22 protein-coding genes are annotated in these 23,892 nt (G+C 65.7%); 9 read left to right on the top strand and 13 right to left on the bottom strand.

The window, feature by feature from the left end:
* Positions 1-186: 186 nt before the first annotated feature.
* Positions 187-1,491: a DUF3422 family protein gene (locus A3Q7_RS0104080; RefSeq protein WP_018410581.1), complete on the top strand. Its 1,305-nt coding sequence runs from the start codon at positions 187-189 to the stop codon at positions 1,489-1,491.
* Positions 1,492-1,587: 96 nt separating this feature from the next.
* Here A3Q7_RS0104080 and radA read toward each other — a convergent pair whose 3' ends face one another.
* Genes radA through A3Q7_RS0104065 form a run of 3 tightly spaced genes read right to left on the bottom strand, consistent with a single transcriptional unit; the run spans position 1,588 to position 5,047 of the window.
* Positions 1,588-2,949, bottom strand: coding sequence for a DNA repair protein RadA (gene radA / locus A3Q7_RS0104075; RefSeq protein WP_018410580.1), 1,362 nt, complete (start codon positions 2,947-2,949; stop codon positions 1,588-1,590).
* Between the two features lie 6 nt (positions 2,950-2,955).
* Positions 2,956-4,104: an alanine racemase gene (alr, locus tag A3Q7_RS0104070; protein WP_018410579.1), complete on the bottom strand. Its 1,149-nt coding sequence runs from the start codon at positions 4,102-4,104 to the stop codon at positions 2,956-2,958.
* Positions 4,105-4,147: 43 nt separating this feature from the next.
* Positions 4,148-5,047: a LysR family transcriptional regulator gene (locus A3Q7_RS0104065; protein ID WP_018410578.1), complete on the bottom strand. Its 900-nt coding sequence runs from the start codon at positions 5,045-5,047 to the stop codon at positions 4,148-4,150.
* Positions 5,048-5,267: 220 nt separating this feature from the next.
* Between A3Q7_RS0104065 and lplT the strand changes: the two genes are divergently transcribed.
* Positions 5,268-6,536 (top strand): lysophospholipid transporter LplT, encoded by a 1,269-nt coding sequence (gene lplT, locus A3Q7_RS0104060; RefSeq protein WP_018410577.1) that lies wholly within the window; start codon positions 5,268-5,270, stop codon positions 6,534-6,536.
* A 40-nt stretch (positions 6,537-6,576) separates the two neighbouring features.
* Here lplT and A3Q7_RS0104055 read toward each other — a convergent pair whose 3' ends face one another.
* From A3Q7_RS0104055 to tsaB, 3 genes are read right to left on the bottom strand one after another with little or no spacing between them, the layout of a single operon-like run.
* Positions 6,577-7,392, bottom strand: coding sequence for a uracil-DNA glycosylase (locus tag A3Q7_RS0104055; protein ID WP_018410576.1), 816 nt, complete (start codon positions 7,390-7,392; stop codon positions 6,577-6,579).
* On the bottom strand, positions 7,389-7,883 hold the full coding sequence (gene rimI / locus A3Q7_RS0104050) for a ribosomal protein S18-alanine N-acetyltransferase (protein ID WP_018410575.1): 495 nt from the start codon (positions 7,881-7,883) through the stop codon (positions 7,389-7,391). The genes A3Q7_RS0104055 and rimI overlap by 4 nt, the downstream gene beginning before the upstream one ends.
* Entirely contained in the window at positions 7,880-8,575 is a 696-nt protein-coding gene (tsaB, locus tag A3Q7_RS0104045) for a tRNA (adenosine(37)-N6)-threonylcarbamoyltransferase complex dimerization subunit type 1 TsaB (protein WP_018410574.1), read from the bottom strand. The genes rimI and tsaB overlap by 4 nt, the downstream gene beginning before the upstream one ends.
* Before the next feature lie 248 nt (positions 8,576-8,823).
* Between tsaB and A3Q7_RS0104040 the strand changes: the two genes are divergently transcribed.
* A complete protein-coding gene (locus A3Q7_RS0104040) occupies positions 8,824-10,392 on the top strand; it encodes a tetratricopeptide repeat protein (protein ID WP_018410573.1) in 1,569 nt (522 codons plus the stop codon).
* Positions 10,393-10,398: 6 nt separating this feature from the next.
* Here the strand turns inward: A3Q7_RS0104040 and A3Q7_RS19385 are convergent, their stop codons facing one another.
* Together A3Q7_RS19385 and A3Q7_RS0104030 are read right to left on the bottom strand one after the other, a co-directional pair.
* Positions 10,399-11,424, bottom strand: a complete 1,026-nt coding sequence (locus A3Q7_RS19385; RefSeq protein WP_018410572.1) for a DUF1501 domain-containing protein — start codon at positions 11,422-11,424, stop codon at positions 10,399-10,401.
* A gap of 34 nt (positions 11,425-11,458) precedes the next feature.
* On the bottom strand, positions 11,459-11,794 hold the full coding sequence (locus tag A3Q7_RS0104030; RefSeq protein ID WP_018410571.1) for a hypothetical protein: 336 nt from the start codon (positions 11,792-11,794) through the stop codon (positions 11,459-11,461).
* Positions 11,795-12,466: 672 nt separating this feature from the next.
* On the opposite strand from A3Q7_RS0104030, the gene ompR reads away from it, so the two are divergent.
* Together ompR and A3Q7_RS0104015 are read left to right on the top strand one after the other, a co-directional pair.
* The gene (gene ompR / locus A3Q7_RS0104020; RefSeq protein ID WP_018410569.1) at positions 12,467-13,195 is read left to right on the top strand and encodes an osmolarity response regulator transcription factor OmpR; all 729 of its coding nucleotides are present in this window, start codon (positions 12,467-12,469) and stop codon (positions 13,193-13,195) included.
* Between the two features lie 19 nt (positions 13,196-13,214).
* Positions 13,215-14,645, top strand: coding sequence for an ATP-binding protein (locus A3Q7_RS0104015; protein ID WP_051079164.1), 1,431 nt, complete (start codon positions 13,215-13,217; stop codon positions 14,643-14,645).
* Between the two features lie 24 nt (positions 14,646-14,669).
* Here the strand turns inward: A3Q7_RS0104015 and A3Q7_RS0104010 are convergent, their stop codons facing one another.
* Entirely contained in the window at positions 14,670-15,446 is a 777-nt protein-coding gene (locus tag A3Q7_RS0104010) for a SapC family protein (protein WP_018410567.1), read from the bottom strand.
* A gap of 205 nt (positions 15,447-15,651) precedes the next feature.
* Between A3Q7_RS0104010 and A3Q7_RS0104005 the strand changes: the two genes are divergently transcribed.
* Positions 15,652-16,044, top strand: a complete 393-nt coding sequence (locus tag A3Q7_RS0104005; RefSeq protein ID WP_018410566.1) for a group II truncated hemoglobin — start codon at positions 15,652-15,654, stop codon at positions 16,042-16,044.
* A 27-nt stretch (positions 16,045-16,071) separates the two neighbouring features.
* On the opposite strand, the gene A3Q7_RS0104000 is transcribed toward A3Q7_RS0104005, so the two are convergent.
* On the bottom strand, positions 16,072-17,196 hold the full coding sequence (locus A3Q7_RS0104000) for an AI-2E family transporter (protein WP_018410565.1): 1,125 nt from the start codon (positions 17,194-17,196) through the stop codon (positions 16,072-16,074).
* The gene (locus A3Q7_RS0103995) at positions 17,193-17,669 is read right to left on the bottom strand and encodes a Crp/Fnr family transcriptional regulator (protein WP_018410564.1); all 477 of its coding nucleotides are present in this window, start codon (positions 17,667-17,669) and stop codon (positions 17,193-17,195) included. Before A3Q7_RS0103995 ends, A3Q7_RS0104000 begins: the two co-directional genes overlap by 4 nt.
* Before the next feature lie 138 nt (positions 17,670-17,807).
* On the opposite strand from A3Q7_RS0103995, the gene A3Q7_RS0103990 reads away from it, so the two are divergent.
* Positions 17,808-19,430, top strand: a complete 1,623-nt coding sequence (locus A3Q7_RS0103990; protein WP_018410563.1) for an MFS transporter — start codon at positions 17,808-17,810, stop codon at positions 19,428-19,430.
* A 56-nt stretch (positions 19,431-19,486) separates the two neighbouring features.
* Here the strand turns inward: A3Q7_RS0103990 and A3Q7_RS0103985 are convergent, their stop codons facing one another.
* Both A3Q7_RS0103985 and A3Q7_RS0103980 read right to left on the bottom strand, forming a co-directional pair.
* Positions 19,487-20,695: a M20 aminoacylase family protein gene (locus A3Q7_RS0103985; RefSeq protein WP_018410562.1), complete on the bottom strand. Its 1,209-nt coding sequence runs from the start codon at positions 20,693-20,695 to the stop codon at positions 19,487-19,489.
* Positions 20,692-21,138 (bottom strand): MEKHLA domain-containing protein, encoded by a 447-nt coding sequence (locus tag A3Q7_RS0103980; RefSeq protein WP_018410561.1) that lies wholly within the window; start codon positions 21,136-21,138, stop codon positions 20,692-20,694. Before A3Q7_RS0103980 ends, A3Q7_RS0103985 begins: the two co-directional genes overlap by 4 nt.
* A gap of 24 nt (positions 21,139-21,162) precedes the next feature.
* Between A3Q7_RS0103980 and A3Q7_RS0103975 the strand changes: the two genes are divergently transcribed.
* Both A3Q7_RS0103975 and A3Q7_RS0103970 read left to right on the top strand, forming a co-directional pair.
* Positions 21,163-22,182 (top strand): ligase-associated DNA damage response exonuclease, encoded by a 1,020-nt coding sequence (locus tag A3Q7_RS0103975; RefSeq protein ID WP_018410560.1) that lies wholly within the window; start codon positions 21,163-21,165, stop codon positions 22,180-22,182.
* On the top strand, positions 22,179-23,810 hold the full coding sequence (locus A3Q7_RS0103970) for an ATP-dependent DNA ligase (RefSeq protein WP_018410559.1): 1,632 nt from the start codon (positions 22,179-22,181) through the stop codon (positions 23,808-23,810). Before A3Q7_RS0103975 ends, A3Q7_RS0103970 begins: the two co-directional genes overlap by 4 nt.
* Positions 23,811-23,892: the final 82 nt, after the last annotated feature.

Genomic DNA, 23,892 nt, shown 5'->3' with positions numbered 1-23,892 from the left:
TGGATATGTTTCCGAAGGTTAAAACGTGTCGCGGGACGGATACGACGGGCTCATGACGAACGGCAGACTGCCCGGCACGAACGGCAGGCGGGCCCTCGTGACGCGTGACACGCATCACGAAATGGTTTTAGTCCCCCGCTCTGCTGCACAATCAGGGTCGCCGCAGACCACAAGAGCCTGAACAGAATGAGTACGACAGATCCCGTCGCCACGTCACGCCTGACCGAACATCCTCTGCGCTACAAGCTCAACAACGAGCTGCACGCCCGCCCGCCGGTACCGCTGACCAGTCCGCACATCGTGTCCTATGTCGCGCTGATGCACGAAGGGCTCGCAGTCGGCGAGGAATTGAAACATCTGCAGGCGCTTGCAGATGCTTTCGCGCGCCCGCTGCCACAGGCCGACGGCGGACATCTGCATCTCGATGTCGGCGAATTCAAGCTCAAATGGGAGCGGCACAACGAGTTCTCCAGTTATGCCTTCTTCCGCACGCCCAAGGACGGCGAGGACACCAGCCGCGGCGCGTTGCCGGTGATTCCCGCCGGATGGCTGGAGTCCCTGCCCGGCTCGCTCATGGTCGCCACGCACATCGAGGTGCGCTCGACGCGCGACCTGCCTCCCGACGTGGTCAAGGCAAGACTGATTTCGAGCGGACGGCAGGCGGTCGGCGCACAGGTGTCAGACGGTGCCGCCTGGGTGTTCACCGACTTCACGCTCACCGACGGCTGGTCGCGCATCACGGTGCTCGACGAAAGACTGGCGCCGCGACAGGCCGGACGCACCGTGCAGCGGCTGTTCGAGATCGAAACCTACCGCGTGATCGCCCTGCTCGCCTTTCCGGTGGCCAAGGACGTCGGGCATCTGCTGGGACGGGCGGAAGGCGAGCTCGCGCAGTTGATGGACGGCATGGGTGCGGCGGCTTCGTCGGACGACGAACGCGAAGTGCTGTCCCGCCTCACGCGACTGGCGGCCGAGGTCGAGCATTCCGTCGCGCGCACCACCTTCCGTTTCGGCGCCGCGCAGGCCTATTACAAGCTGGTACGCAGCCGCATTTCGGAACTGCGCGAACAGCGCATCGAAGGTTTTCCGACCATAGGCGAATTCATGGAGCGGCGGCTCACGCCGGCCATTTCGACCTGCGAGGCCATCGCGCGACGACAGGAGGATCTGTCCGGCCGCGTGGCGCGCAATTCGCAGCTTCTGCGCACGCGCGTCGATATCGAACTGCAGCGCCAGAACCAGGAACTGCTGGCGCAGATGAACCGGCGCGCGCGCCTTCAGTTGCGCCTGCAGCAGACGGTCGAAGGGCTGTCCATCGTCGCCATCACCTATTACGCCTCGCAACTGGTGCAGTATGTCTCCAAGGGCCTGAAGCCGCTGCTGCCGATCAACCCGGATATCGTCACCGCGATCTCGATTCCGCTGATCGCCGGCGCGGCGGCGCTCGCCATGCGGTCGATGCGCAGGAAGCTGGAAGCCGAGGAAGAGTGACCGGAAACGGCGGACGACCACGGCATCCACGCCAGCGGTCGCCAGCCATGTCATCCGCCTCACATGCGCGAGACGCTGCGGATTGCCAACGACCGGTCAATCCAGTTCGCGCAAGCGCGCGAAGGCCTCGTCGATGCGATCCACCGCGATCACGGTCAGGCCGTCCATCGGCTGCTTGGGTGCATTCGCCTTCGGAATGAGCGCATGGGTAAACCCGAGCTTGGCCGCTTCGCGCAATCTTTCCTGACCGCGCGGCGCGGGCCTGATTTCGCCAGCCAGTCCGACTTCACCGAAGGCCACCAGCTTGGGCGGCAAAGGACGGTTCTTCAGCGATGACACGATGGCCAGCAGCACAGCGAGATCGCCCGCCGGCTCGCCTATCTTCACGCCGCCCACCGCATTGACGAATACATCCTGATCGGCGCAGTTGACGCCGGCGTGGCGATGCAGCACGGCCAGCAACATGGCCAGGCGCGCGCCATCCAGTCCCACCGTCAACCGGCGCGGATTGCCGTGTGCGCTATCGACCAGAGCCTGTATCTCGACCAGCAGCGGACGCGTACCTTCCTGCGTCACCAGCACGCAGGCGCCCGCCACCGGCTGGGCGTGCTGCGACAGGAACAATGCCGAAGGATTGGATACACCGCGCAGACCACGCTCGGTCATCGCGAATACACCCAGCTCGTTCACGGCGCCATAGCGGTTCTTGAATGCGCGGATGAGACGGAAGCTGGAGCCGGTTTCGCCTTCGAAGTAGAGCACCGTATCAACGATGTGCTCGAGTACGCGCGGACCCGCGAGCGTCCCTTCCTTCGTGACATGACCAACCAGGATGAGACTGTGCCCGGCCTGTTTGGCGGAACGGGTCAGTTGTGCCGCGCACTCCCGCACCTGCGCCACCGAACCCGGGGCCGAGGTGAGCTGTTCAGAATAGACCGTCTGGATGGAGTCGATCACCGCCACCCTGGGCCGCGTTGCGGACAGCGCGGCAGTGATCTTTTCCAGATTGATCTCGGCCAGCAACTGCAGTCCGGCGGGGTCCAGCGCGAGGCGCTGGGCGCGCAGGGCGACCTGCTCGCCGGATTCCTCGCCGGTCACATAAAGCGCCGGCACGCGCGGCGCGAGCTGGGTCAGCGCCTGCAACAGCAGTGTGGACTTGCCGATGCCCGGGTCGCCGCCGATAAGTACCACGCCGCCCGGCACCAGGCCGCCACCGAGCACGCGATCGAATTCATCCAGACCGGTGGGCAGGCGCGGCTCTTCGCGCGGACGGATGTCGGCGAGAGGCTGCACATGACTCGTACCGGCGAGCGAGGCGAAGCGGTGCGCACCGCTGGCCGCTTCCGGCACCGACTCCACCAGTGTGTTCCACGCCTTGCAGTCGGCACACTGACCCGCCCATTTCGGACTGGTCGCACCGCACTCGGAGCATATGTAATGGCTGCGACCCTTGGCCATATCGCCTCAGTCGGTCCGCGAGGCCTGCGGCACGCACTGCCGGTTCATCTCGACCACCGGGACGCGCAGCGCGAGCGCACACACCAGTTCGTAGTTCACGGTACCGGCGCGCTGAGCCACCTCGTCGAGCGACACATGTTCGCCCCACAGTTCAACCACGCTGCCCAGGCCGGCCTGCGGCAGATCACTCAGGTCGACCGCGATCATGTCCATGGACACCCGGCCGAGCAGCCGGCTGCGATGCCCGTCGACCGCGACCGGCGTACCGGAGGGCGCATGCCGCGGATAGCCGTCGGCGTAGCCGCAGGCCACCGTCCCGACACGCATCGATTTCTCCGCGGTATACATGCCGCCATAACCGACGCGATCGCCCGGTTCGAGCCGTTGCACCGCAATGACGCGCGCCTCGAAGCGCATGACCGGCTTCAGCCCGATATCCGACGCAGTGGCGTGCGCAGTGGCCGGGCTCGCACCGTACAGCAGGATGCCGGGGCGCACCCAGTCAGCATGCGTCTGCGGGAAGCGCAGCAGTGCCGCCGAATTCGCCATGGACACCGGGCCATCGAACTGCGCAGCCAGCGGAGCGAAACGCGCGAACTGCGCATCGACACCGCGCTCACCATCGGCGTCCGCGAAATGCGTCATCAATCCGATCGGTCCGGCGTGCGGCCAGGCGCGCAGTCGTGCAAGGACGGTAGCCGCCAGCGCGGGCGGAATGCCCAGGCGGTTCATGCCGGTATTGATCTTCAGGAACAGCGGAATGCGCGCAGCCGCGTCCAGTTCGCACGCCTCCAGCCAGTCGATCTGCTCCAGCGTGTGTACCACGACAGACAGACTGCGAGCCGCGATCTCCGGCAGATCGCGCGCACTGAAGAAACCCTCCAGCAACAGGATGGGTTGCCGGATGCCGGCTTCGCGCAGCCGCACCGCATCCTCCAGATCAAGCAGGGCAAAGCCGTCCGCCAGGTCGGACAATCCGTGCGCGACACGCATGATGCCGTGGCCATAGGCGTTCGCCTTGATGACGGCCCAGATCTTCGAGCGACACGCCAGTTCGCGCGTACGCAGATAGTTGTGACGCAGCGCTGCGAGGTCGATGCGCGCATGGATGGGGCGGAAGAGCGGAAAAGGTTCGGTATGGACGGGGCGCGACATGAAAGGGAGCGGGATGAGGTACTGCGTTCAGCCCGTGATTGTACTATTTGGGCCCGGCAAGCCGGGTCGCGGCGAACTCGCCGAACTGTTTCGCCATATGGGTGCGGAAGCGTTCCGATGGATACAGCAGGGTCATGTGACGGATCAGGCGTGGCCGCAGCGGCACCGCCACCAGCAGACCCAGGCTGGCTTCGTGACGAATGACGGCACGTGAAAGAATGGCGTAGGCCAGCCCGCGTTCCAGCACCCCTTTTACCGATGACAGGCGATCGAGTTCGAACGCGAGAGGCAGGCGCGCCGGATCCACCCCGCTGCGCGACAGGTAGTTCTCGAGCAAGGCGCGGACACTGCCGGCGTCGCGTCCCGCGCAAGGATGCAGCAGCAGGTGTTCGGGCGATACTTCCTCCAGCCGCGCCAGCGGAAACTCCGGCGAACACACGACCACGAGCTCGTCCTCGGCACACGGTTCGACCAGCACCTGAGAACCGCCGCGACCCAGTCCTTCCACGATGCCGATATCGACGATGCGCTCATCCACCATATCCTCGATCACATCCGGGTTGTCCACGGTCAGGCGCGGAACGACATTCGGATGGGCGACGCGGAACTCCGCCAGAACCGGGGGCAGGTGATATTCGGCAACCGTCGGCGTGGCGCCGATCAGCAGGTGCCCGGAAAGATCGGCCGCCATCTCCTTCAGCTCGTTCTCGAGCGTGGCGAACAGATCGAGGATCTGGTCGGCGTAGTGCTTGACCCGATGCCCTTCGGGCGTCAGCGCAACCTTGCCGTGCGCGCGTTCGAACAGCCGCGTGCCGAAGTGCTCTTCGAGCTGCTTGATCTGGAAGGTCACCGCCGGCTGGGTCATCTGCAAAAGCTCGGCGGCGCGCGTGAAGGAAAGCTGGCTGGCCGCAGCGTGAAAAACCTCCAGCCTTCTGTCGGGCATATTTCCCTCTGTATAAGTGAACCCTTCCCTCGTGTTTATAGACCAACTTTGTATCGGGAGGTGAACGAAAAAAGTCGCCCCGCCCCTGCGAGGGATATTGTGCGGCGCGCAATGGTAGCCTTTGTGAAGCCTGGAATACAGCGCCGAAGGTCACCGCGCTTCGTGGTATAAAAGCGAACTTTTTTGCCCGTCCCCGCCCGCACGCGGGCTTTCGGCACCGATGCCCTTCGGCTTCTACATCATCATGGCGGCGCAGTTCTTTTCCGCGCTCGCCGACAATGCCCTGCTTGTCGTCGCGATCTACGTGCTGAGAGACATGCAGGCTCCGGACTGGCAGACGCCGCTCCTCAAGCTGTTCTTCACGATTTCCTACGTGGTGCTCGCGCCCTTTGTCGGTGCCTTTGCCGATGCGATGGCGAAGCGGCGCGTCATGTTCGCCAGCAATCTGATCAAGGTGGGCGGCTGTGCGCTGATGTTCGGTTTCGCGCATCCGTTGCTTGCATATGCGGTCGTCGGTCTCGGGGCCGCCGCCTACTCGCCTGCGAAGTACGGCATCCTGACCGAGTATCTGCCGCACCGCCTGCTGGTGATCGCCAACGGCTGGATAGAAGGACTGACCGTGGGCGCCATCATCCTCGGCGTGCTGATGGGCGGCCTGCTGATCGACCCTTCATTGAGCGCGCGCATGCTCGAGTTCGACCTGCCCTGGATACAGACCGGACTCGACACGACGGTGGAAGTCAGCCTCGTGGTGGTAGGCAGCCTGTATGCAATCGCCGCAGTTTTCAACCTCTATATCCCGGACACCGGCGTTCCCTTGCGCCCGCTTCGTGCGAGCCCTCTCGCACTGGTACGCGACTTCGGCGGCTGTTTCATCGGGCTGTGGCGGGACCGCCTCGGCCAGATTTCCCTCGCGGTCACCACCTTGTTCTGGGGTGCAGGCGCAACGCTGCAGTTCATCGTGATCGACTGGGCGGATCACGCGCTTGGGCTGGGTCTGTCCCAGGCGTCCAAGCTGCAGGGCGTGGTTGCGGTCGGCATTGCCGCAGGAGCCATCCTTGCCGCTCGCCGCATCAGCCTGCGCGGCTCGGTACGCGTCATTCCCCTCGGCATCGCAATGGGCCTGCTGGTGCCCATCATGGTTTTCGTGACGCAACTGTGGCTGGCCATTCCCTTGCTCATCATCATCGGCGCCTGTGCCGGCTTCTTCGTCGTACCCATGAATGCGCTGCTGCAGCATCGCGGACACATGCTCATGGGCGCGGGCAATTCGATCGCGGTACAGAACTTCAACGAGAATCTGTCCATCCTCGTCATGACCGGGCTCTATGCCGCACTGCTTGCGGCAGGACTTTCGGTTCATGTGGTCATCGTGATGTTCGGCCTTTTCGTTGCCGCGGCCATGTATCTGGTCCGGCGCTGGCATCACGCCAACCAGCGCCGCCACGACGACGTTTCGGAACTGGACGACGGCGGCACCGTGCACTAGGGCACTGTCCGGGCACGGCTCCGGCCGGTGCCCGGACGCATCAAGCGCCGGACAGCACGTCTCGCGCAAAGCACAGGTCCTCCCACGCCTTGGCCTTGTCGGATGGATTGCGCAGCAGATAGGCCGGGTGATAGGTCACCACCACCGGAATGCCCTGCCGGTCGAAAGTGCGACCACGCGCCGCGGCAATCTTGATCTCACCGCCGAGCAGGCTTTGCGCCGCAGGACGCCCGAGCGCCACGATGATGCGCGGACGCAGCAGTTCGATCTGCCGTTCCAGATAGGGCTGGCAGCAGGCGATTTCATCGCTTTCGGGCGTACGGTTGCCGGGTGGCCGGCATTTGACGGAATTGGCAATATAGACGCCGCGCCCGCGGGCGACCCCGAGCGCTGCCAGCATGGCATCGAGCAACTTGCCCGCCTGCCCGACAAAGGGCTCGCCGCGAAGGTCTTCCTCCGCCCCCGGCCCCTCCCCGACAAACAGCCATTCAGCCTTTCTGTCGCCGACGCCGGGCACGGCAAGTGTCCGGCGTTCGTGAAGTCGGCAGGCGGTACACGACCGGATTGCCTGTTCCAGGGTGTCCCAGCCGGCGTTGCGCACATCGATGACGGGTCGGTCTGCCGCCGTCACGACGGCCGGGGCGACCGGCCTCGCCGGCAGGGCGGTGGAAGCCTGCCGACGGGCCCCGTTTCCGGCCGTCATCGGCCCGACTGGCGCGGAAGCGCCGGCAGACCGGGGGGCCTTCGCATGTTCGGATGTCGCCTCGACGTGCGGCGCCGGAGCAGGCACCGACTGTCGTGATCGCCACAGCGGCGCCAGTCCGATTTCCCGCAGGATGGACAGCCGTCTGTTCATGAGAGCCAGTCTCCATCGATGTCCGCCGTCATGATGATGGCGTCCTCGCGTCCTTCATGGGCAGGGTAATAGCGCGGACGCCGACCTATGGTACCGAAGCCCGCCCGCGCGTACAGTGCGCGCGCGGCGTCGTTCGACGGCCTGACCTCGAGGAAAAGGCGCTCCGCACCATGCTGGCACGCTTCCCGTCCGAGGTGGCGCAACAATCGCCAGCCCAGCCCTCGCCGCTGGAAACCGCTCGCCACGCTGATATTCAGCAGATGAGCTTCATCGAGCACGCACATCATGACTGCGTAGCCCGCCATGTCGTGCCCATGCCACATCACCCGGCACAGATAGCCCGCCGCGATGGAATCGGCGAAATTCGTGCGCGACCACGGAAAATCGAACAGCGTCCTCTCGATGGCTGCCACGGTATCGAGATCCTGTTCGCGCATCGGCGTGAAAGTCAGGACCGCCGCTCCGCGTCCCAGTTCGAGCGACCCCGTCATGCCCGCCCTCCGGCAGCCAGACGTTCTTGCGTGGTCCGGGCCACCTTGTCACGCACGTACAGCGGGGCTGCGAGAGCGGGATCGATGAATTCCCCGGCAGCAACCCTGGGGCGCGCAAGTGCCGCAACCGAACGTGCATGCGGGGCCGCACTGACGTCGATACCGGCCAGGCTCCCGACCCAGGGCTGCTCGCGCAGATCTGGCAGCGCATAACCGCTGCCACAGCCGTACCACGATGACGGCTCGCCAGGCGGTGGAAGGACCGCGCCTGGCGCGGTCACCGCGGATGGGCGAACGGTGTGGGTCCGGTCGCCGCTGACTTCGATCGCCGCGCTGTACACCTCGCCCATGCGCGCATCCATGCAGCACAGATGGCGCCCGTCCCCGCAACCGTGAGCGAGCGCTTCCAGCGTCGGGATCGCGACCAGCGGCCGGTCGGCCGCCACGGCCATGCCTTGCGCCACCGACACGGACAGTCTCAGGCCGGTGAAACTTCCCGGACCTGCACTGAAGACGATCGCATCGAGATCGCTCACGCGCAACCCGGATTCCTCCATCAATCCATCTATCCACTGCAGCAGGAAACGCGCATGCGTACCCGGTGTGCCGCCTTCCCGGGTCAGGAAAACCGAGTCGATGAGCAGACAGACCGAGGCGACTTCGGCCGAACTTTCTAGAGCGAGCAACTTCATTCGGAGAGCGGAAACGGGGAAGGCGCGGAATCGGGAGCGCAATTGTAAGTCGGCACGGCCCCCCGGGTAAGCCGGCGCGGACTCCAGCCCTGCCCGCCAATGCGTCCGGCGCGACCTCGGCTGGCCAATATCGGGGCGCACCGGCCGGCAGACCTGGCCTTCCACGCCATTTCCAGCGGTCAACTGAGGTTTTCGCGCGAAATGCCGTTAAAACCAGCCATTGCGGTGTTTATGAGTAACGCCCTCCCATGTTCCTGCCGACCGAAGTGCTCGACAAGATGCGCGTGGTCATCGCGGACGCCAATCAGGTGGTCCGAACATGGGTGCGCTCGCAACTTTCGCAGGCAGGCGTCAAGCACGTCACGATGGCGGGCAGCTCAGCCGATCTGCTCCGGCAGTGCAGTGCGGTAACGCCCGACGTCGTGCTGTGCGACCACAATTTCGGCGAAAAGCAGGACGGTCTGCGCGTCCTCGAAGAACTGCGGCTGAACCACATCCTGCCACTGGGATCCGTGTTCCTGCTGGTGACCGGCGACAACGTGCGGCGTCGCGTGGTGGCCGCTGCGGAATTCGCCCCCGACGACTATCTGCTCAAGCCCTTCACCTCCGGACAACTGGGCGAACGTCTCGTACGCGCCGTCAGGAAAAAGCAGGCGCTCAAACCCGTGTACGAGCAGATGGAGGTACGCAACCTTGAGGGCGTGATCGCCGAATGCGACAAGGTGCTCAGCGACCTGCCGGTGTACTCCATGGATGCCCTGCGCATCCGTGCGGAAGCCTTGATCGCGCTTGGCAGACTGGATGAGGCGACCGAAATCTACAAGGCGGTCATGGCCAGGAATACCGTGCCGTGGGCACGCATCGGCTACGCGATCGTGTTGCGCGAACGCGGCGAAATTGCCGAAGCGGCCCGTCAGGCAGCGGAAATCAACGAGGAATTCCCGGAATTCATGGGCGTGTACGACTTCCTTGGCGAACTGCACGAACAGGCCGGTGAACTGGACGAGGCCCGCACCTACTACGAGCGCGCCGATTCGATCGCGCCGGACAATCTGCGTCGTCTGCGCGCGCTGGGTGAAATCTATCTGGAAAGTGGAGACCCGGAACGCGCCGCCATGATGATGCGGCGTGTGGTGGAGCGCACCGAAGGCACATCGCTGGCGAACGCGGACGACCATCTGACATTGATCAAGAGCCTGATCGATCTGCCGGACGCGGCGGAGGCGCTGAACCGCAGGATAGAGGAACTGAAGCCATTGCTGGGCGGAAACGATACGGCGGACATGATGGCCGACGTGATCAAGGCGCGCATGCTGGCGCAACAAGGCGACGAGAACGGCGCGCGCGAAGCGATCGATCGTGCGCTTGCAGCCCATGCCCGACTTACCCAGCCTCCCGGTTTCGCCACGCACGAGCTGGCCGAAGCGTGCTACGCAACAGGCAAGGACGAGGCGGCGAGCGAGTTGGTGAATTCGCTCGAAACGGCCGGCACTTCAGTCGCCAATCGGCTGAAACGGCAGCACGGCCGATCCGCTCGCGAACGTGCGCAGCAGGCCGCCGCGGAACTGGCCGCGGAGACGGCAGCGGGCCCCGATCTGGATCAGGTGGACGAAGAGCTTTCCCGCCTTGCCGAACTGATCAGGAAACTTGAACCCGAGTGGCTTGATGAACTTGCTCAGGAAGCGCGCAACATATTGATCGATGTATTCACGCTGGCGCCGCGCGAACGGCGTGTCATCGATGCGCATATCCAGTACAACCGGGTGGCCCAGAAGCACGGCCACGACAGGCATAAACCGACGGCACGTGCGAGCTGAAGGACGTCAGGCGCCATTGCGCCTGATCAGGCCCTCCAGACAGCCGGCACGCGCAATCGCCGGCGACAGGTCTCCGTCGAACAGATCACGCGCAATCGTCGCGTAGGCAGAGCGGAAATCCACGCTCGGAACGAAACGTCCGCGCGTATCGGTGGAGGCTGCATCCAGCGGTGTGCCGTGCAGGCCGCCCCCGACCAGCCCTCCCATCAGGATCTGCACACTTGCGTTGCCGTGGTCGGTGCCCGCCGACAGATTCTCGTCAGCCATCCTGCCGAATTCGCTGCGGGTAAGGACAACGCTGTGCTGCCAGCGGCCGAGCGCGCCCAGGGCACGGCGCAGATCCGCCAGTCCCCGCGCAAGCGTCGCCAGGGCACGCGCATGCTGTTGCGACTGGTTTTCATGCGTATCGAACCCCGGCAGGACAAAGTGAAAGACCTGTGTGGCGGAACTGTCCGCCAGCATCTTGCACGCAGCGTCCAGCGCACGCTCGAAGCGTTCCCCGCCGAAGCCGAAGGTGCCGCTGTCATTCCCGGCACACCAGGCGAGGGCATGTGATCGCCGTATGCCCCGCAACAGACCCGCCTGTCCCGCGCCAAAGCTGACCGCTGAAAAGGCGGCGCCCCCGCAACCGCATTGCGCAAGCCAACCGGTTTGCAGGGGATCGTCCGCGAGCGAGCCGGAATCGATGATTTCGGCTGCGCGCGTATGCGAACCACTGCCACCGGGAATGCCCACCCCTTGCACGATAGCGAGTTCGCCCGCGTCCCAGGCGTCCATCAATGGCGCAAGCGAGGGATGCAGCGCTTGCGATGCAGTCAGGGGGAGTACTCGCCGCGCATCGATCGCCAGCGTGGGTCTCGCCGCCCGGTAGGCGCGCGAATCGAGAGGGATGAGCGTGTTCAGGCCATCGTTTCCGCCGAGCAGGTCGACAATGAACAGCAGTGGAGCTCTGTCGGCGACCTGCACTGCCTGCAGCCCGTGGGCGGGAAGCCCCATCGTACCTGCGGCAAGCAGGAAACGGCGTCGATCCATGCGTGAAGTAAAGCGATGCCCGGAAAGCGCAGGTTCAGGGCTGTCCGGGTGCGTCCCGGTAGAGCTCCCGCGCTGCGTCGCGGATGTCGCGGCGAAGCTGACGGCGCTCTTCCGGCGTCATCCGGTTACCGTGCGCTTCACCATAATCGAGACGGCGCACCGGGCCGGCATCATCGAAACGGCGCAAAGGCTGGACCGAGGCGCCAGCGGGAATGACACGCTCCATGCGCTGACCATCCGCGAAATCGCGACGACCGTCAATCTCCCCCCCGGCAGCGAACACCGGCGTCGATGCGATCAGGGCGGCACCGACGCACGACCCAGCGATCCATCCGCACAATGCCGAGCCGCAGAGGTCTGTACGCTTCATGCGTGGGAGCTCCTTCACCTTCCTAGTGTTCAAGAGGAACCGTCTGATCCGCCGATGTCGCAAGGCTGATGACGCCTGTCGAATTGTAGAGGTAGCGACTCGTGCGGTGTAGGACAAACTGCAAGCGCAGATGTGAATCCGCAACATCGCGTGACCCCGCCCCATCCCGCGCTGCAACATCCGCTCGGTTGCCAGAGGGCAGGGCCTGTGCGCTCCCGCGTGACGCCTGCCCCGATTCCGCCGCAGACACCGCAAAGGCGGGAAGCGCGACGAGCGCCGCGAACAGCGCCATGATGTGTACTGCGCCGGCCTTGCATCGCATCGGGAAACTCCTCGAATGTACAGCGCACATGCTGTTCTGCGGCTGTAAAGCGCATGTGAGCCTTGTATCGCCCTTTGTAAGGCCTGGTAACCACAGAGGACAGGAAGCCGCCCGCGAGAAGAACGCTTCTCTGCATGCGCTGACCGGACACCGCATATCGCATTTCGCGACGCGGTCGCGCGAAAGATCGATATCGGCGCCCGCCGCAACCATCGATATCCACGTGATCGTCGTGGCCACGATGGTCATTGTGAACAGGGAGACGAACACCTGTACGGTCTGCAACAGACCTTCACAATCAGCCTCCCATGCAATTGAAGTGTGAGCGGTGGCTCAGGTAGCATGAGCCCATGGAAGAAAAAAAACGCAAGATACTCGTCGTAGACGATGACGCACGCCTTCGCGCCCTGCTCGAGCGCTATCTGGGTGAGCAAGGTTTTACCGTGAAGGGTGTGTCGGACAGTGCGCAGATGGACCGTGCGCTGGCGCGCGAACTTTACGATCTGATGGTGCTCGACCTGATGCTGCCCGGCGAGGATGGACTGGCCATATGCCGACGCCTGCGCGCCCAGGAGAACACCCTGCCGGTGGTCATGCTCACCGCGAAAGGTGACGAAGTCGACCGCATCGTCGGCCTTGAAATGGGCGCCGACGACTATCTTCCAAAACCCTTCAATCCTCGGGAACTGGTCGCGCGCATCAATGCAGTGCTGCGACGTCAGGCGCCCAAACCGCCTCCCGGTGCACCGGCGCTCGACGAACGCGTCGTTCGCTTCGGTCAGGTCGAAGTGAATCTGGCGGCCCGCACCTTGACGCGCGACGGTCAGGAGCAGGTGCTCACCACAGGTGAATTCTCGCTGCTCAAGGTATTGCTCGAATCCCCGCGCGTTCCGCTGTCGCGCGACAAGCTGATGGAACTTGCACGCGGTCGCGAATACGACGCCTTCGACCGCTCCATCGACGTGCAGATGTCCCGCCTGCGCAAGCTGGTCGAGGACGATCCGTCGAAGCCACGCTACCTGCAGACGGTATGGGGTTTCGGCTACGTGTTCGTGCCGGATGGCACGCGTCACGGCTGATCGCTCCGGCGTTCCTGCCATGGTCAAGCGGGGACGCCGGCCAGGCAGTCTGTCCCGCTGGACAGGTCTGACCATCAGCCGTCCATTCCGGCGCTTCACGCTGCTGCCGCGATCGTTGCTCGCGCGCACCTTCCTGTTGCTGGCCGGACTTCTGACCGCTTCGGTATTCGCATGGTCGGCCATCTACTCATGGCTGGAACAGATTCCACGCGCGCAGCAGGCGGCCCAGCTCATCATCAGCGTCATCAACCTGACCCGGGCTTCGCTGGTGAGCGCGGATCCGCAGCGCCGCCTTGCGCTGCTCACCGAACTGTCCATGCGCGAGGGGCTGCGCATCTATCCGGACGGCGACATTCCCGGCTTCGAACCCATCCCGCCCGATCCGCTGCTGCGCGCCATAGAAAGCGAGCTGAGGCAGCGTTTCGACGCGCGCACCCGCATCGTTGTATCGAAAGGGCTGCAGAGCGGCGTGTTCGTGAGCTTCAGCATCGCCGACGACGAAGGCATCGATGACTACTGGCTGATGCTGCCGCGCAGCCGCTTCGAGCGTCCGCTCGCGCTCGAACTGATAGGCTGGGGCGGCGCAGCGCTGCTGCTCGCGCTTGGCGGGGCCTATCTCATCGTGCAACGCGTCACGCGCCCGCTGGCGGCGATGAAGCGCGCGGCGCGTGCCATCGGCCGCGGCGAGCGGCCGGCACCGCTGCCCGAACAGGGGGTGGAGGAACTGGCGGAAGTGGCGCATGCCTTCAACCAGATGGCCGAGGACATCTCGCGCAACGAGGACGAGCGTGCACTCATCCTGGCCGGTATTTCACACGATCTGCGCACGCCGCTGACAAGACTGCGACTGGATATGGAACTGGCCGGCCTGGATCCGGACACGGTGGCCGCCATGAGCGCCGACATCGACGACATGGACAAGATCATCGGCCAGTTCCTCGATTTCGCTCGCATCGCCACCGGTGAGGACGCGGTCGACGGTGACATCGGCGTGCTGGTGCTGGAAGCGGCACAGGCTTACGTACGGCATGACAAACCGGTGCGCGTGGTGCATATCGACCCACTGCCGGCCATCAGTTTCCGTCCGCTCGCCCTGCGCCGCTGCCTGAACAATCTGATAGACAACGCGCTGCGGCACGCAGGAGAAACCCGGCCCATCGACATCGAGTGCCGGGTCGCGGATGAGGCCATTCAGATCGATGTCGCCGATCGCGGGCCCGGCATACCGCCGGATCAGGTCGAACGGCTCAAGCGCCCGTTCACCCGCCTGGAAAATGCCCGCACCGGCCAGAGCGGCGCGGGCTTGGGGCTGGCCATCATCGAACGCACCATGCGTGCGCATGGTGGCCGCTTCGATCTGCTCGCTCGCGATGGCGGTGGCCTGGTCGCGCGGCTCCGCTTGCCGATCCCGGCACAGCGGTCTGGCGCGCGCTCCGTCGAAGGCCTCTGACCGGCCGTCGTGTGAATCCGCGCTTCAGTGGCGCGTTGCGTCGCTCGCAGGAATGTCGGTCGCGGATGGACGCTCCTGGCCCGCCCGCTCCGCCGCCTTGTCGAGCAGCACGCGCAGATGCCCCAGCGACAGGAGCTGCGCATACACCAGCCCCATCCAGCCGCGACGGAACAGATCGACGGCGGCAGCGGCCGACAGCGACTGCAGCTTGGCTTCGTCGATCACCCACAGGCCGTCGAGACGGAACTTGCGACCGTCCTTCAGTTCGGCCATCGCGCTCATTTCGTTGAGCAGACCGAGCTGTTCGATTTCGCGGCAGAACTCGGCGGTGCGCTGAGCCTCGTTCTGGTAGCCCTGCACGAAGGCGAGTGCATTCTTGAGGAAATCGCTCTCCGCCCCGTTCTCGTCGAACAGCCGCTCGCCCTCCTCGGTATTGAAGCCGGGAAACTTGTCGTCCATGCACACCAGCAGCTTGTCCGGCGCATTGTTGTCCTGTACCGCGACGAAGGGGTAGCGGCGCACGAAGGCCGGAACATAGCGCGCATCCCACTTCCCCTCTGCATTGAGGTAGAGGTTCTCGGCATCACGCAGGCCCAGCAGAGCCACCGGCACGAGGCCACCCGGCAGGCGCGCGAACACGATGGGGTATTCGCGCGCGACATCGCCGAACTCCACCAGGGCGAGCGGAACGCAATTGGTTTCCGCGGCGAAGCTGAGACTGTCCTGCGGCTTCAGGCGCAGTTCGCGGTGCGTATCGCGGTTCAGCACCACCACGTTGTCGTAGAACAGCAATGTCTTCATCCTGACCTCGGTTGTCTGGGTTTCATGACGGTCGGCGCGCCACGGGGGCGAATGCCGTCGTGCCGGCGCACGATCGCGCGATTCTAGTCCGCCCCCCTGCAGCCGCCCGAGAAATACGACCTGCATCAATGCAGTCGCCGGACGGCAGGATAGAATCGGTCGGCCTTTCAGAGCTGCCGCGGCCCTGCGTGACCGCCTTCAGGACATGACCCAGAACGCGCCCTCGTTTTACGAATACATCGGCGGCGAAGACACCATACGCCGTCTGGTCGACCGGTTTTATGAATTGATGGACACGCTGCCGGAGGCCTATGGCATCCGCAAGCTGCATCCGGCCGATCTGTCCGGCTCGAACCAGAAGCTGTTCATGTATCTGAGCGGCTGGCTGGGCGGCCCGCCGCTGTACGAGAGCGCCTACGGACACCCCAGGCTGCGCGCGCGTCACCTGCCCTTTCCGATCGGCGAGAGCGAACGCGACCAGTGGCTCATGTGCATGCGCATGGCGATGGACGAGGTGATGCCCGAGCAGGTCGACAGCGACGAGTTCTTCAAGGCACTGGTCGGACTGGCCGACCACATGCGCAACAAGGCCGGCTGAACCGGAGCGCCCGTCGCGCTGGCCGAATCAGACCAGATCTCGCGTGACCGCTGCCTGCAGAAGCGCCCTGGCATGGGCATGGCGGGCGCGCAGACGCGGATCGGATGCGACCCGGCTGACCGTTTCGCCGATCACCATGACCACGCCCAGCAGCGGCAGCGCCAGCAGAAGGCCGGCCACGCCGGCGACCGCGCCGCCAAGAAAAATCATGAGCACGGTCACCAGCGGATGCATCTTGAGGCTGCGCCCTATGGTCATGGGCATGAAAATGAAGTCGTCGAGCAGGCGCACCAGCACGAACAGACCGACCGCCCCGTAGGCGATGGCCGGCGTGCCAGGAAAGTCGGTGGCCGCCACCATCACCACGACGGCGCAGCCCAGTATCGAACCGATATAAGGCACCCAGGCCAGCACCGCGGTGAGGACGCCCAGCGTGAGCGGCGACGACAGCCCGATCAGCCACAACCCGAAAGCGAGAAAGGTGGCGTCGATCACCGTGAGCTTGATCAGCCCCTGGAAATAGGCGCGCGTGGTGCGATCGACCTCGTACAGCAGGTGCAGCGTGCGCTCGAAGAAGGCATTCGGCACCGCCCGCGCAAGATAGCGCTGGAAGCGCGCGCCATCGCGCAGGAAGAAATAGGCGAGGAAGGGCCCGAGCAGGAAGGAGGGCATCCAGGCGGCGAGCCCGAGCACGCGTTCCGGCAGTTCCTCGCGCGCGAAGCGGTCGCCAGCCTCGGCGATGTGCGCGGAAACCGTGTCCGCCACATGGGCATCACGCATCAGCCGGGATCGCGATTCCAGCGCGCGCAGGGTGTCGTCGAGCAAGGTCAGTCCGCCCTGCAGGTAGCGCTGCCCGGTGTCCTGGATACCCACCACCTGGGCGGCGAAACGCGGCAGCATCAGGGCCGTCGCGATGCACAGCAGCAGGGCGAATACGCCGACGGTGAGATTGGTGGCCTGAGTCTGCGAAAACCCGGCGAACACCAGGCGCTGCATCACCGGATACAGACAGTAGTAGGCGATGAGGCCGAACAGGAAGGGCAACACCAGCCACAGCACATGCTGGAACAGGTAGAGCGCCAGCGTGGTCACCAGCAGGATGGCACACCAGGCGAGCGGGCCGGCGCCGCGGTGAGCGGGGCGCGGCGTCACAGGTGGCCGTCCTGGCGCGCGCCGGTATTGGCCTGCCGGAGCCGTGCGCCGAGATGGCGGGCGAGCGACAGCGCAATCTTGGATGCGGTCTTGGGATGGGTTTCCAGCAAGCCCATGAAGTCGGCGCGGAAGAACACCACCAGACGGCAATCGCTGCCGGCGCGCGCCTGGGCGGCCCGCGGCGCCTGGTCCAGCAGCGCCAGTTCGCCGAAGATTTCGCCCGGGCCGAGCAGCGCCAGACGTTGCGTGCGCTCGCCATCGTTGCGCAGGATTTCCACCTCGCCATCGGCGATCGCGTAGATGGCCTGCCCCTCGTCGCCCTCATCGAACACGATTTCGCCCGCCAGGTAGTGCCGTTCGTGCCTGAGTGCAAGCACCACCTTCAGCTCACGCGCGGTCAGCGTCGAAAAAAGCCTGATCTTGCGCAGCGGCTGCAAGTCGGCGCTCAGATCGTCACGGCCAAAGAAACGCACAGGGGGCTCCGGCGGATTCGGTTCAGCGCGCAAGCATACCGGCTTTCCCCGGGGGTTCAGCGCGGCATTCCCCACGAATGCGGAATTCACCCTTATGCTTGACGGTCAGAGCCCCGTCACCAAAACAAGAACGTTTTCATGCAAAGACTGCTGAGCTGGCTGGACACGAACATCCTGTCCCTCGGGCGCGAAATGCGCCTTTCCTACCTGCCGCCGCTGATGGTCTACATGGCGGCCGGCATCCAGGGGCTGACCGGCATCGTCGGCACCTTCTTCGTCAAGGACTACCTCGGCCTGTCTGCCGAATTCCTCGCCGCCCTGGGTTTCTGGGTCGGCATTCCGTGGGCGCTGAAGATTCCGCTCGGCCATCTGGTCGACCTGCTGTGGCGCTTCAAGAGCCTGCTCATCTACCTCGGCGCCTCGCTCATCGCCGCCAGCCTGTTCATCATGGCCGGACTGATCGCCGAGCGGCAGGCGATGGACGCCGTGCTGCCGGTGGAAACCTGGTTCGTCATCAGCGCCCTGCTCAGTCCGGTGGGCTATGTGCTGCAGGACGCGGTGGCCGACGCGATGACGGTCGAAGCCGTGCCGCATATCGACGAGCACGGCCGGCCGGTGCCGCCGGACCAGCTCAAGCTCATGCACACCACCATGCAGACGCTGGGCCGCGTGGCCATCATAGGCGGCAGCGTGCTGGTGGCGCTGATCAATCTGTTCGTGTTCGCCGGCACTGAAAACCTGCCGGAATCGGCCAAGGTCGATATCTATCGCAATGTCTATCTGATGGCGCTGGTGATTCCGCTGGTGTCGGTCGCCGGCGTCGCTTTCGCCGCCTGGCTGCGCGCCGACCAGATCCGCCAGCACATGGCGCGCGGCCTGAGCCGCGGCGAGGCGCTGGCGCTGCTGCGCGACCCGGATCAGCACACCGAGCCCAACTGGTGGATACTCGGCGGCAGCCTGGCCTTCGTCGTATTCACGCTGGGCATGGGGCTGTCCAGCCTGAAGTGGAACCAGGAAATCATCTTCGTCGGCTCCTTCGCCATCATCGCCTTCCTGATGGCCCGGCTCACGCGCGAACTCGATGCCTCCGCGCGCAACACGCTGATCGGCACCGCGCTGGTCATCTTCATGTTCCGCGCCACGCCGACCACCGGCCCCGGCGTGTCCTGGTGGTCCATAGACGTGCTCGGATTCGACCAGGCCTTCTTCTCGGTGCTGTCGCTGATCGGCTCCACGCTCACGCTGGCGGGCATGTTCATGTTCCGGCGCTTCATGGCCGAGCGCTCGATCACCTATGTGGTCGGCTGGCTGACCGTTGCGGGCTTCCTGCTGTCCATGCCCACCCTGGGCATGAGCCTCGGCATCCACGAATGGACCTCGCGCATGACGCATGGCGTGGTCGATGCGCGCTTCATCGCAGTGATCGACACCGCGCTGGAATCGCCGCTGGGACAGATTTCCATGATTCCCATGCTGGCCTGGATCGCCAACTCCGCACCACAGCATCTGAAAGCGACCTTTTTCGCGGTGATGGCGTCGTTTACCAACCTCGCGCTGTCGGCGAGCCAGCTCGGTACCAAGTATCTGAACCAGATCTATGTGCTGTCGCGCGAAGTGAAGGACCCGGCGACCGGCGCCGTGAAAGTGGCCGCGAACTACGGCGACCTCACGCCTCTTCTGCTCACCGTCATCGCCATCGGCGTCGCGATGCCGCTCGGGGCCATCGTCGTCGCCCGCACGCTGAAGCTGCGCAGCGCCTGAGCGGGCGACGGAGCGGGACACCCCGTGCCCGCCGCCCGGGCCGCGGTGTCAGCCGGTCACGACAACCAGGTTTCCACCAGTCGCGTCCAGTACGCCACGCCCAGTGGAATGATGCGGTCATTGAAGTCATAGCGGGGGTTGTGCAGCATGCAGCCGCCGCCTTCTTCGTGACCGGGCTGGCCGGCCGCGTCCGGGCCGCCGCCATTGCCCAGCCAGACATAGCAGCCGGGCTTGCGCTCCAGCATGTAGGCGAAGTCCTCGGCCCCCATGCTGGGCGGAAACGCGGTATGCACATGCGTGTCGCCGAACACTTCGCGCGCGACCCGCGCGCAGAAGGCGGCTTCCGCCTCGCTGTTCACGGTCGGCGGATAGCCGCGGCGATAGATCGCTTCCGCCTGCACGCCATGCGCGTCGGCCACACCGCGCAAGATGCGCTGTATGCCCTGCTCCAGCATGTCCCGGACATCGGGCGTGAACGCCCGCGCCGTGCCGCGCAGCGTCGCCGACTCGGGAATCACGTTGTAGGCCTCGCCGGCATGGAACTGCGTGATGCTCACCACGCCACAGTCCACCGGCGCCACATTGCGCGACACGATGGACTGCAGCGCCTGCACCATGGCCGCCCCGGCCAGCACCGGATCGGCGCCGAGATGGGGCATGGCGGCATGCGCGCCGCGGCCGCGTATCGAAATATCGATGGAATCGCTGCACGCCATCGCCGGTCCGGTATGCACCGCCATCTGACCGACCGGCAGGCCGGGCCAGTTGTGCAGACCGAACACCGCATCCATGGCGAAACGTTCGAACAGCCCGTCGGCAATCATGGCCGGCGCGCCGCCCGCGCCCTCCTCCGCCGGCTGGAAGATGAAATGCACGGTGCCGTTGAATCCGCGCGTTTCGGCGAGGTACTCCGCGGCGGCCAGCAGCATGGCGGTATGGCCGTCATGGCCGCAGCCGTGCATGCGGCCCGGCACGGTCGAGCGATGGGCGAAGGTGTTCTGTTCCGTCATCGGCAGCGCATCCATGTCGGCGCGCAGGCCGATGGCCGCGTCGTTGCCGCCATTGCGCAACACGCCGACCACGCCGGTACGCCCTATCCCCTCGTGAACCTCGATGCCGGCGGCGCGCAGCGTGCGGGCGACGATGGCGGCGGTGCGGTTCTCCTCGAACGCCAGTTCGGGATGCGCGTGCAGATCACGGCGCAGGCCGGACCACCGCGCGTGGCGCGATTCGAGCGCGCCGATCAACGGATGATGGGCAGTCATTGCAGTTCCTCGATGTCGGCGAATACCGCCGCCTGGCCGCGCAGCGCGCCCGCGGGGTCGACGACGTTCCAGACGGTGGCGCGGCTGATGCGGAACAGCGTGCCGTCGGCGCGCACGCGGATGCCGCTGTAATCGCTGATATAGCCCTGGCGCGCCACCAGCTCAAGCAGCCGCGCACGTTCGGACTGTTCCGGCGCGCGCGCGGACAGCCGCGACGGCAGCGTGACGAAGCGCGCCCACTCGTATCCGAACAGCCGTTGCGCGAAAAGGTTCGCGTAATTGAATACCGGATCGGCCTCGACGCCATGCGACACGACGGCGAAGGGCGCGTGATACAGCGTGTGCGGATCGCTGGGCAGGCGCTGCGCGGTCGCGCGTTCGAAACTGCTGGCGAGCAGCGCGCTGTGTTCGGCCAAGAACTTGTCGTCGGGCTTCGCGGTCATGGTGACGAAGATACCATCTGCACCATGCCGCCAGACCGCAACGATCTCATCACATTGCGCCCCGAAGGCCTGTACTGCCCGGCCGCCGATGTCTACATCGACCCCTGGCGACCGGTGCCACGCGCCCTCATCACGCACGCCCACAGCGACCACGCACGCGCCGGTCACGCGCACTACCTGGCGTCGCTCGAAGGCGAACGGGTGCTGCGCGCGCGGCTGGGCGACATTTCGCTGCAGACGATGGACTGGGGCGAATCGCTCACCCTCGGCGACGCGCGCATATCGCTGCATCCAGCCGGGCATGTGCTGGGTTCCTCCCAAGTGCGCATCGAGGTCGGCGGCGAGGTGTGGGTGGCGTCCGGCGACTACAAGCTGGAAGCGGATGTCACCTGCACGCCCTTCGAGCCGGTGCGCGCCCACACCTTCATCACCGAATCCACCTTCGGACTGCCGATCTACCGCTGGCAGGCGCAAGGCGTGCTGTTCGACGGACTGAATGCGTGGTGGCGCGGCAATGCGGAGTCCGGCCGCACCAGCGTGGTGTTCGCCTACGCCTTCGGCAAGGCGCAACGCATCCTGGCAGGCGTCGATGCCTCGATCGGGCCCCTCGTCTGCCATGGCGCCGTGGAAGCGCTCAATCGCGCCTATCGCGCCAGCGGCGTGCGCCTGCCTGACACGCTGCAGGTGGCGCAGACCGACGCCTCGTCGCTTGCCCGCGCACTCGTGATCGCGCCGCCGTCGGCACAGGGCTCGCCATGGATGAAGCGATTCGGCGACTACGCCGACTGTTTCGCTTCGGGCTGGATGCAGGTACGCGGCGCCCGCCGGCGCCGGGCGGTCGACCGCGGCCTGGTCATGTCCGATCACGCGGACTGGCCCGGCCTCATGCAGGCCATTGCGGGCACCGGCGCGCAACGCGTCATCGTGACCCACGGCCACATCGAACCCATGGTGCGCTGGCTGCGCGAACAGGGTCTCGATGCGGGCGCCTTCCGCACCGAGTTCGGCGGCGAAGAGGACGTTGCGGCCGGAGACGCGTCGTGAAGCGCTTCGCCGCCCTGTACGCCGAACTGGACAGCAGTACGTCGACGCGCAGCCGGGTGCGGGCGATGCGGGATTATTTCCGCGAGGCCGACGCGGGCGACGCCGCATGGGCGGTGTATGTGCTGTCCGGCGGCAAGACGCGCCAGGCGGTGCCGACCCGCGTGCTGAAGGAAACCGGTGCGCGCGTCGCCGGCCTGCCGGACTGGCTGTTCGAGGAGTGTTACCAGGCGGTGGGCGACCTCGCCGAAACGCTGGCCCTGGTGCTGCCGCCGCCCGATGCGCCGACCGATATGCCGCTGCACCGCTGGATGGACAGGCTGGGCGAATTGCGCGGCACGCCGGCCGAACAGCGCGCCGACGGGCTGCGGCAGGCCTGGCGCGAACTCGATGTAGCCCCGCGCTTTCTGTTCAACAAGCTCATCACCGGCGCGCTGCGCGTGGGCGTGTCGCGCCTGCTGGTGACCCGGGCACTTGCCGAGGTGTCCGGCCTGCCCGCCGAAACCATCGCGCAGAGACTGGTCGGCTATCTGGCGGCGGATCCGGTGGCCGCCGGTCTGGATGCCGCACGTTTCCATGCGCTGGTGGCGCCGGGCGGCTGCGGCGAAACCGGTCTGCAGCCCTATCCCTTCTTTCTCGCCCAGCCCTTGCAGGGCGATCCGACCGCACAACTGGGGGACGCCACCGACTGGCTCGCCGAATGGAAGTGGGACGGCATACGCGGGCAACTGGTGCGCCGGGGCGAGCAGGCCGCACTGTGGTCGCGCGGCGAGGAACTGGTGAGCGAGCGCTTTCCCGAACTGATGGATGCCGCATCCTGGCTGCCCGCCGGTTGCGTGCTCGACGGCGAAATCCTCGCCTGGCAGGACGGTGCCGCCCTGCCCTTCGCGCGACTGCAGACCCGCATCACGCGCAAGCAGTTGAGCCGCCGGCTGCTGGAATCGGTACCGGTGGCCTTCATGGCCTACGACCTGCTGGAACAGGACGGCGCGGACATCCGGACCCTGCCGCAGGCGGAACGACGGCGCCGGCTGCAGGCACTGCTCGCGCCGCTCGCCCATCCCCGGCTGCCGCTGTCGCCGGTGCTGCGCGGCGACTGGTCCGCGCTGGCGACCCTGCGCGCCAGCGCACGCGAGCGCGGCGTCGAGGGCCTCATGCTCAAGCGCAACGATGCCCCCTATGGCACCGGTCGCGTCAAGCTCGATGCACGCGGGCAATGGTGGAAATGGAAGGTCGACCCCTACTCGGTCGATGCCGTGCTCATCTATGCGCAACGCGGACACGGGCGGCGCGCCGGCCTGTTCAGCGACTACACCTTTGCCGTCTGGTCGGGCGAAGCCGGCGAACGCAGCCTGGTGCCCTTCGCCAAGGCCTACTCAGGACTTACCGACGCAGAAATGCGCCAGGTTGACGCCTTCATCCGCGCCAACACGCTCGAGCGCTTCGGCCCGGTCTGTGCAGTGCGCCCGGAGCTGGTGTTCGAACTCGGATTCGAAGGCATACAACCCTCACCCCGACACAAATCCGGCATCGCCGTGCGCTTCCCCCGCATGCTGCGCTGGCGGCAGGACAAGCCCGCCGCCGAGGCGGATACGCTGCATGCGCTGCGGCAACTGATCAAGAGGGATTGAACGCAGGGCGTGGGTGCACGACCGCTGTCGCCCGCAGACCGCAGAACCCGGCGCGAGGGGGGGGCGATGATATGCATAATGG

This window comes from Methyloversatilis thermotolerans, from assembly GCF_000372885.1.
In the GTDB taxonomy this organism is placed as follows: domain Bacteria; phylum Pseudomonadota; class Gammaproteobacteria; order Burkholderiales; family Rhodocyclaceae; genus Methyloversatilis; species Methyloversatilis thermotolerans.
Note: the sequence above shows the minus strand (reverse complement) of the source record. Positions and strands in the feature narration are given on the sequence as shown.

Bases quoted from the DNA above. Each gene is read 5' to 3' on its own strand.
- A3Q7_RS0104080 (WP_018410581.1), top strand. From the start codon at position 187: ATGAGTACGACAGATCCCGTCGCCACGTCACGCCTGACCGAACATCCT.
- radA (WP_018410580.1), bottom strand. From the start codon at position 2,949: ATGGCCAAGGGTCGCAGCCATTACATATGCTCCGAGTGCGGTGCGACC.
- alr (WP_018410579.1), bottom strand. From the start codon at position 4,104: ATGTCGCGCCCCGTCCATACCGAACCTTTTCCGCTCTTCCGCCCCATC.
- A3Q7_RS0104065 (WP_018410578.1), bottom strand. From the start codon at position 5,047: ATGCCCGACAGAAGGCTGGAGGTTTTTCACGCTGCGGCCAGCCAGCTT.
- lplT (WP_018410577.1), top strand. From the start codon at position 5,268: ATGCCCTTCGGCTTCTACATCATCATGGCGGCGCAGTTCTTTTCCGCG.
- A3Q7_RS0104055 (WP_018410576.1), bottom strand. From the start codon at position 7,392: ATGAACAGACGGCTGTCCATCCTGCGGGAAATCGGACTGGCGCCGCTG.
- rimI (WP_018410575.1), bottom strand. From the start codon at position 7,883: ATGACGGGGTCGCTCGAACTGGGACGCGGAGCGGCGGTCCTGACTTTC.
- tsaB (WP_018410574.1), bottom strand. From the start codon at position 8,575: ATGAAGTTGCTCGCTCTAGAAAGTTCGGCCGAAGTCGCCTCGGTCTGT.
- A3Q7_RS0104040 (WP_018410573.1), top strand. From the start codon at position 8,824: ATGTTCCTGCCGACCGAAGTGCTCGACAAGATGCGCGTGGTCATCGCG.
- A3Q7_RS19385 (WP_018410572.1), bottom strand. From the start codon at position 11,424: ATGGATCGACGCCGTTTCCTGCTTGCCGCAGGTACGATGGGGCTTCCC.
- A3Q7_RS0104030 (WP_018410571.1), bottom strand. From the start codon at position 11,794: ATGAAGCGTACAGACCTCTGCGGCTCGGCATTGTGCGGATGGATCGCT.
- ompR (WP_018410569.1), top strand. From the start codon at position 12,467: ATGGAAGAAAAAAAACGCAAGATACTCGTCGTAGACGATGACGCACGC.
- A3Q7_RS0104015 (WP_051079164.1), top strand. From the start codon at position 13,215: ATGGTCAAGCGGGGACGCCGGCCAGGCAGTCTGTCCCGCTGGACAGGT.
- A3Q7_RS0104010 (WP_018410567.1), bottom strand. From the start codon at position 15,446: ATGAAGACATTGCTGTTCTACGACAACGTGGTGGTGCTGAACCGCGAT.
- A3Q7_RS0104005 (WP_018410566.1), top strand. From the start codon at position 15,652: ATGACCCAGAACGCGCCCTCGTTTTACGAATACATCGGCGGCGAAGAC.
- A3Q7_RS0103990 (WP_018410563.1), top strand. From the start codon at position 17,808: ATGCAAAGACTGCTGAGCTGGCTGGACACGAACATCCTGTCCCTCGGG.
- A3Q7_RS0103985 (WP_018410562.1), bottom strand. From the start codon at position 20,695: ATGACTGCCCATCATCCGTTGATCGGCGCGCTCGAATCGCGCCACGCG.
- A3Q7_RS0103980 (WP_018410561.1), bottom strand. From the start codon at position 21,138: ATGACCGCGAAGCCCGACGACAAGTTCTTGGCCGAACACAGCGCGCTG.
- A3Q7_RS0103975 (WP_018410560.1), top strand. From the start codon at position 21,163: ATGCCGCCAGACCGCAACGATCTCATCACATTGCGCCCCGAAGGCCTG.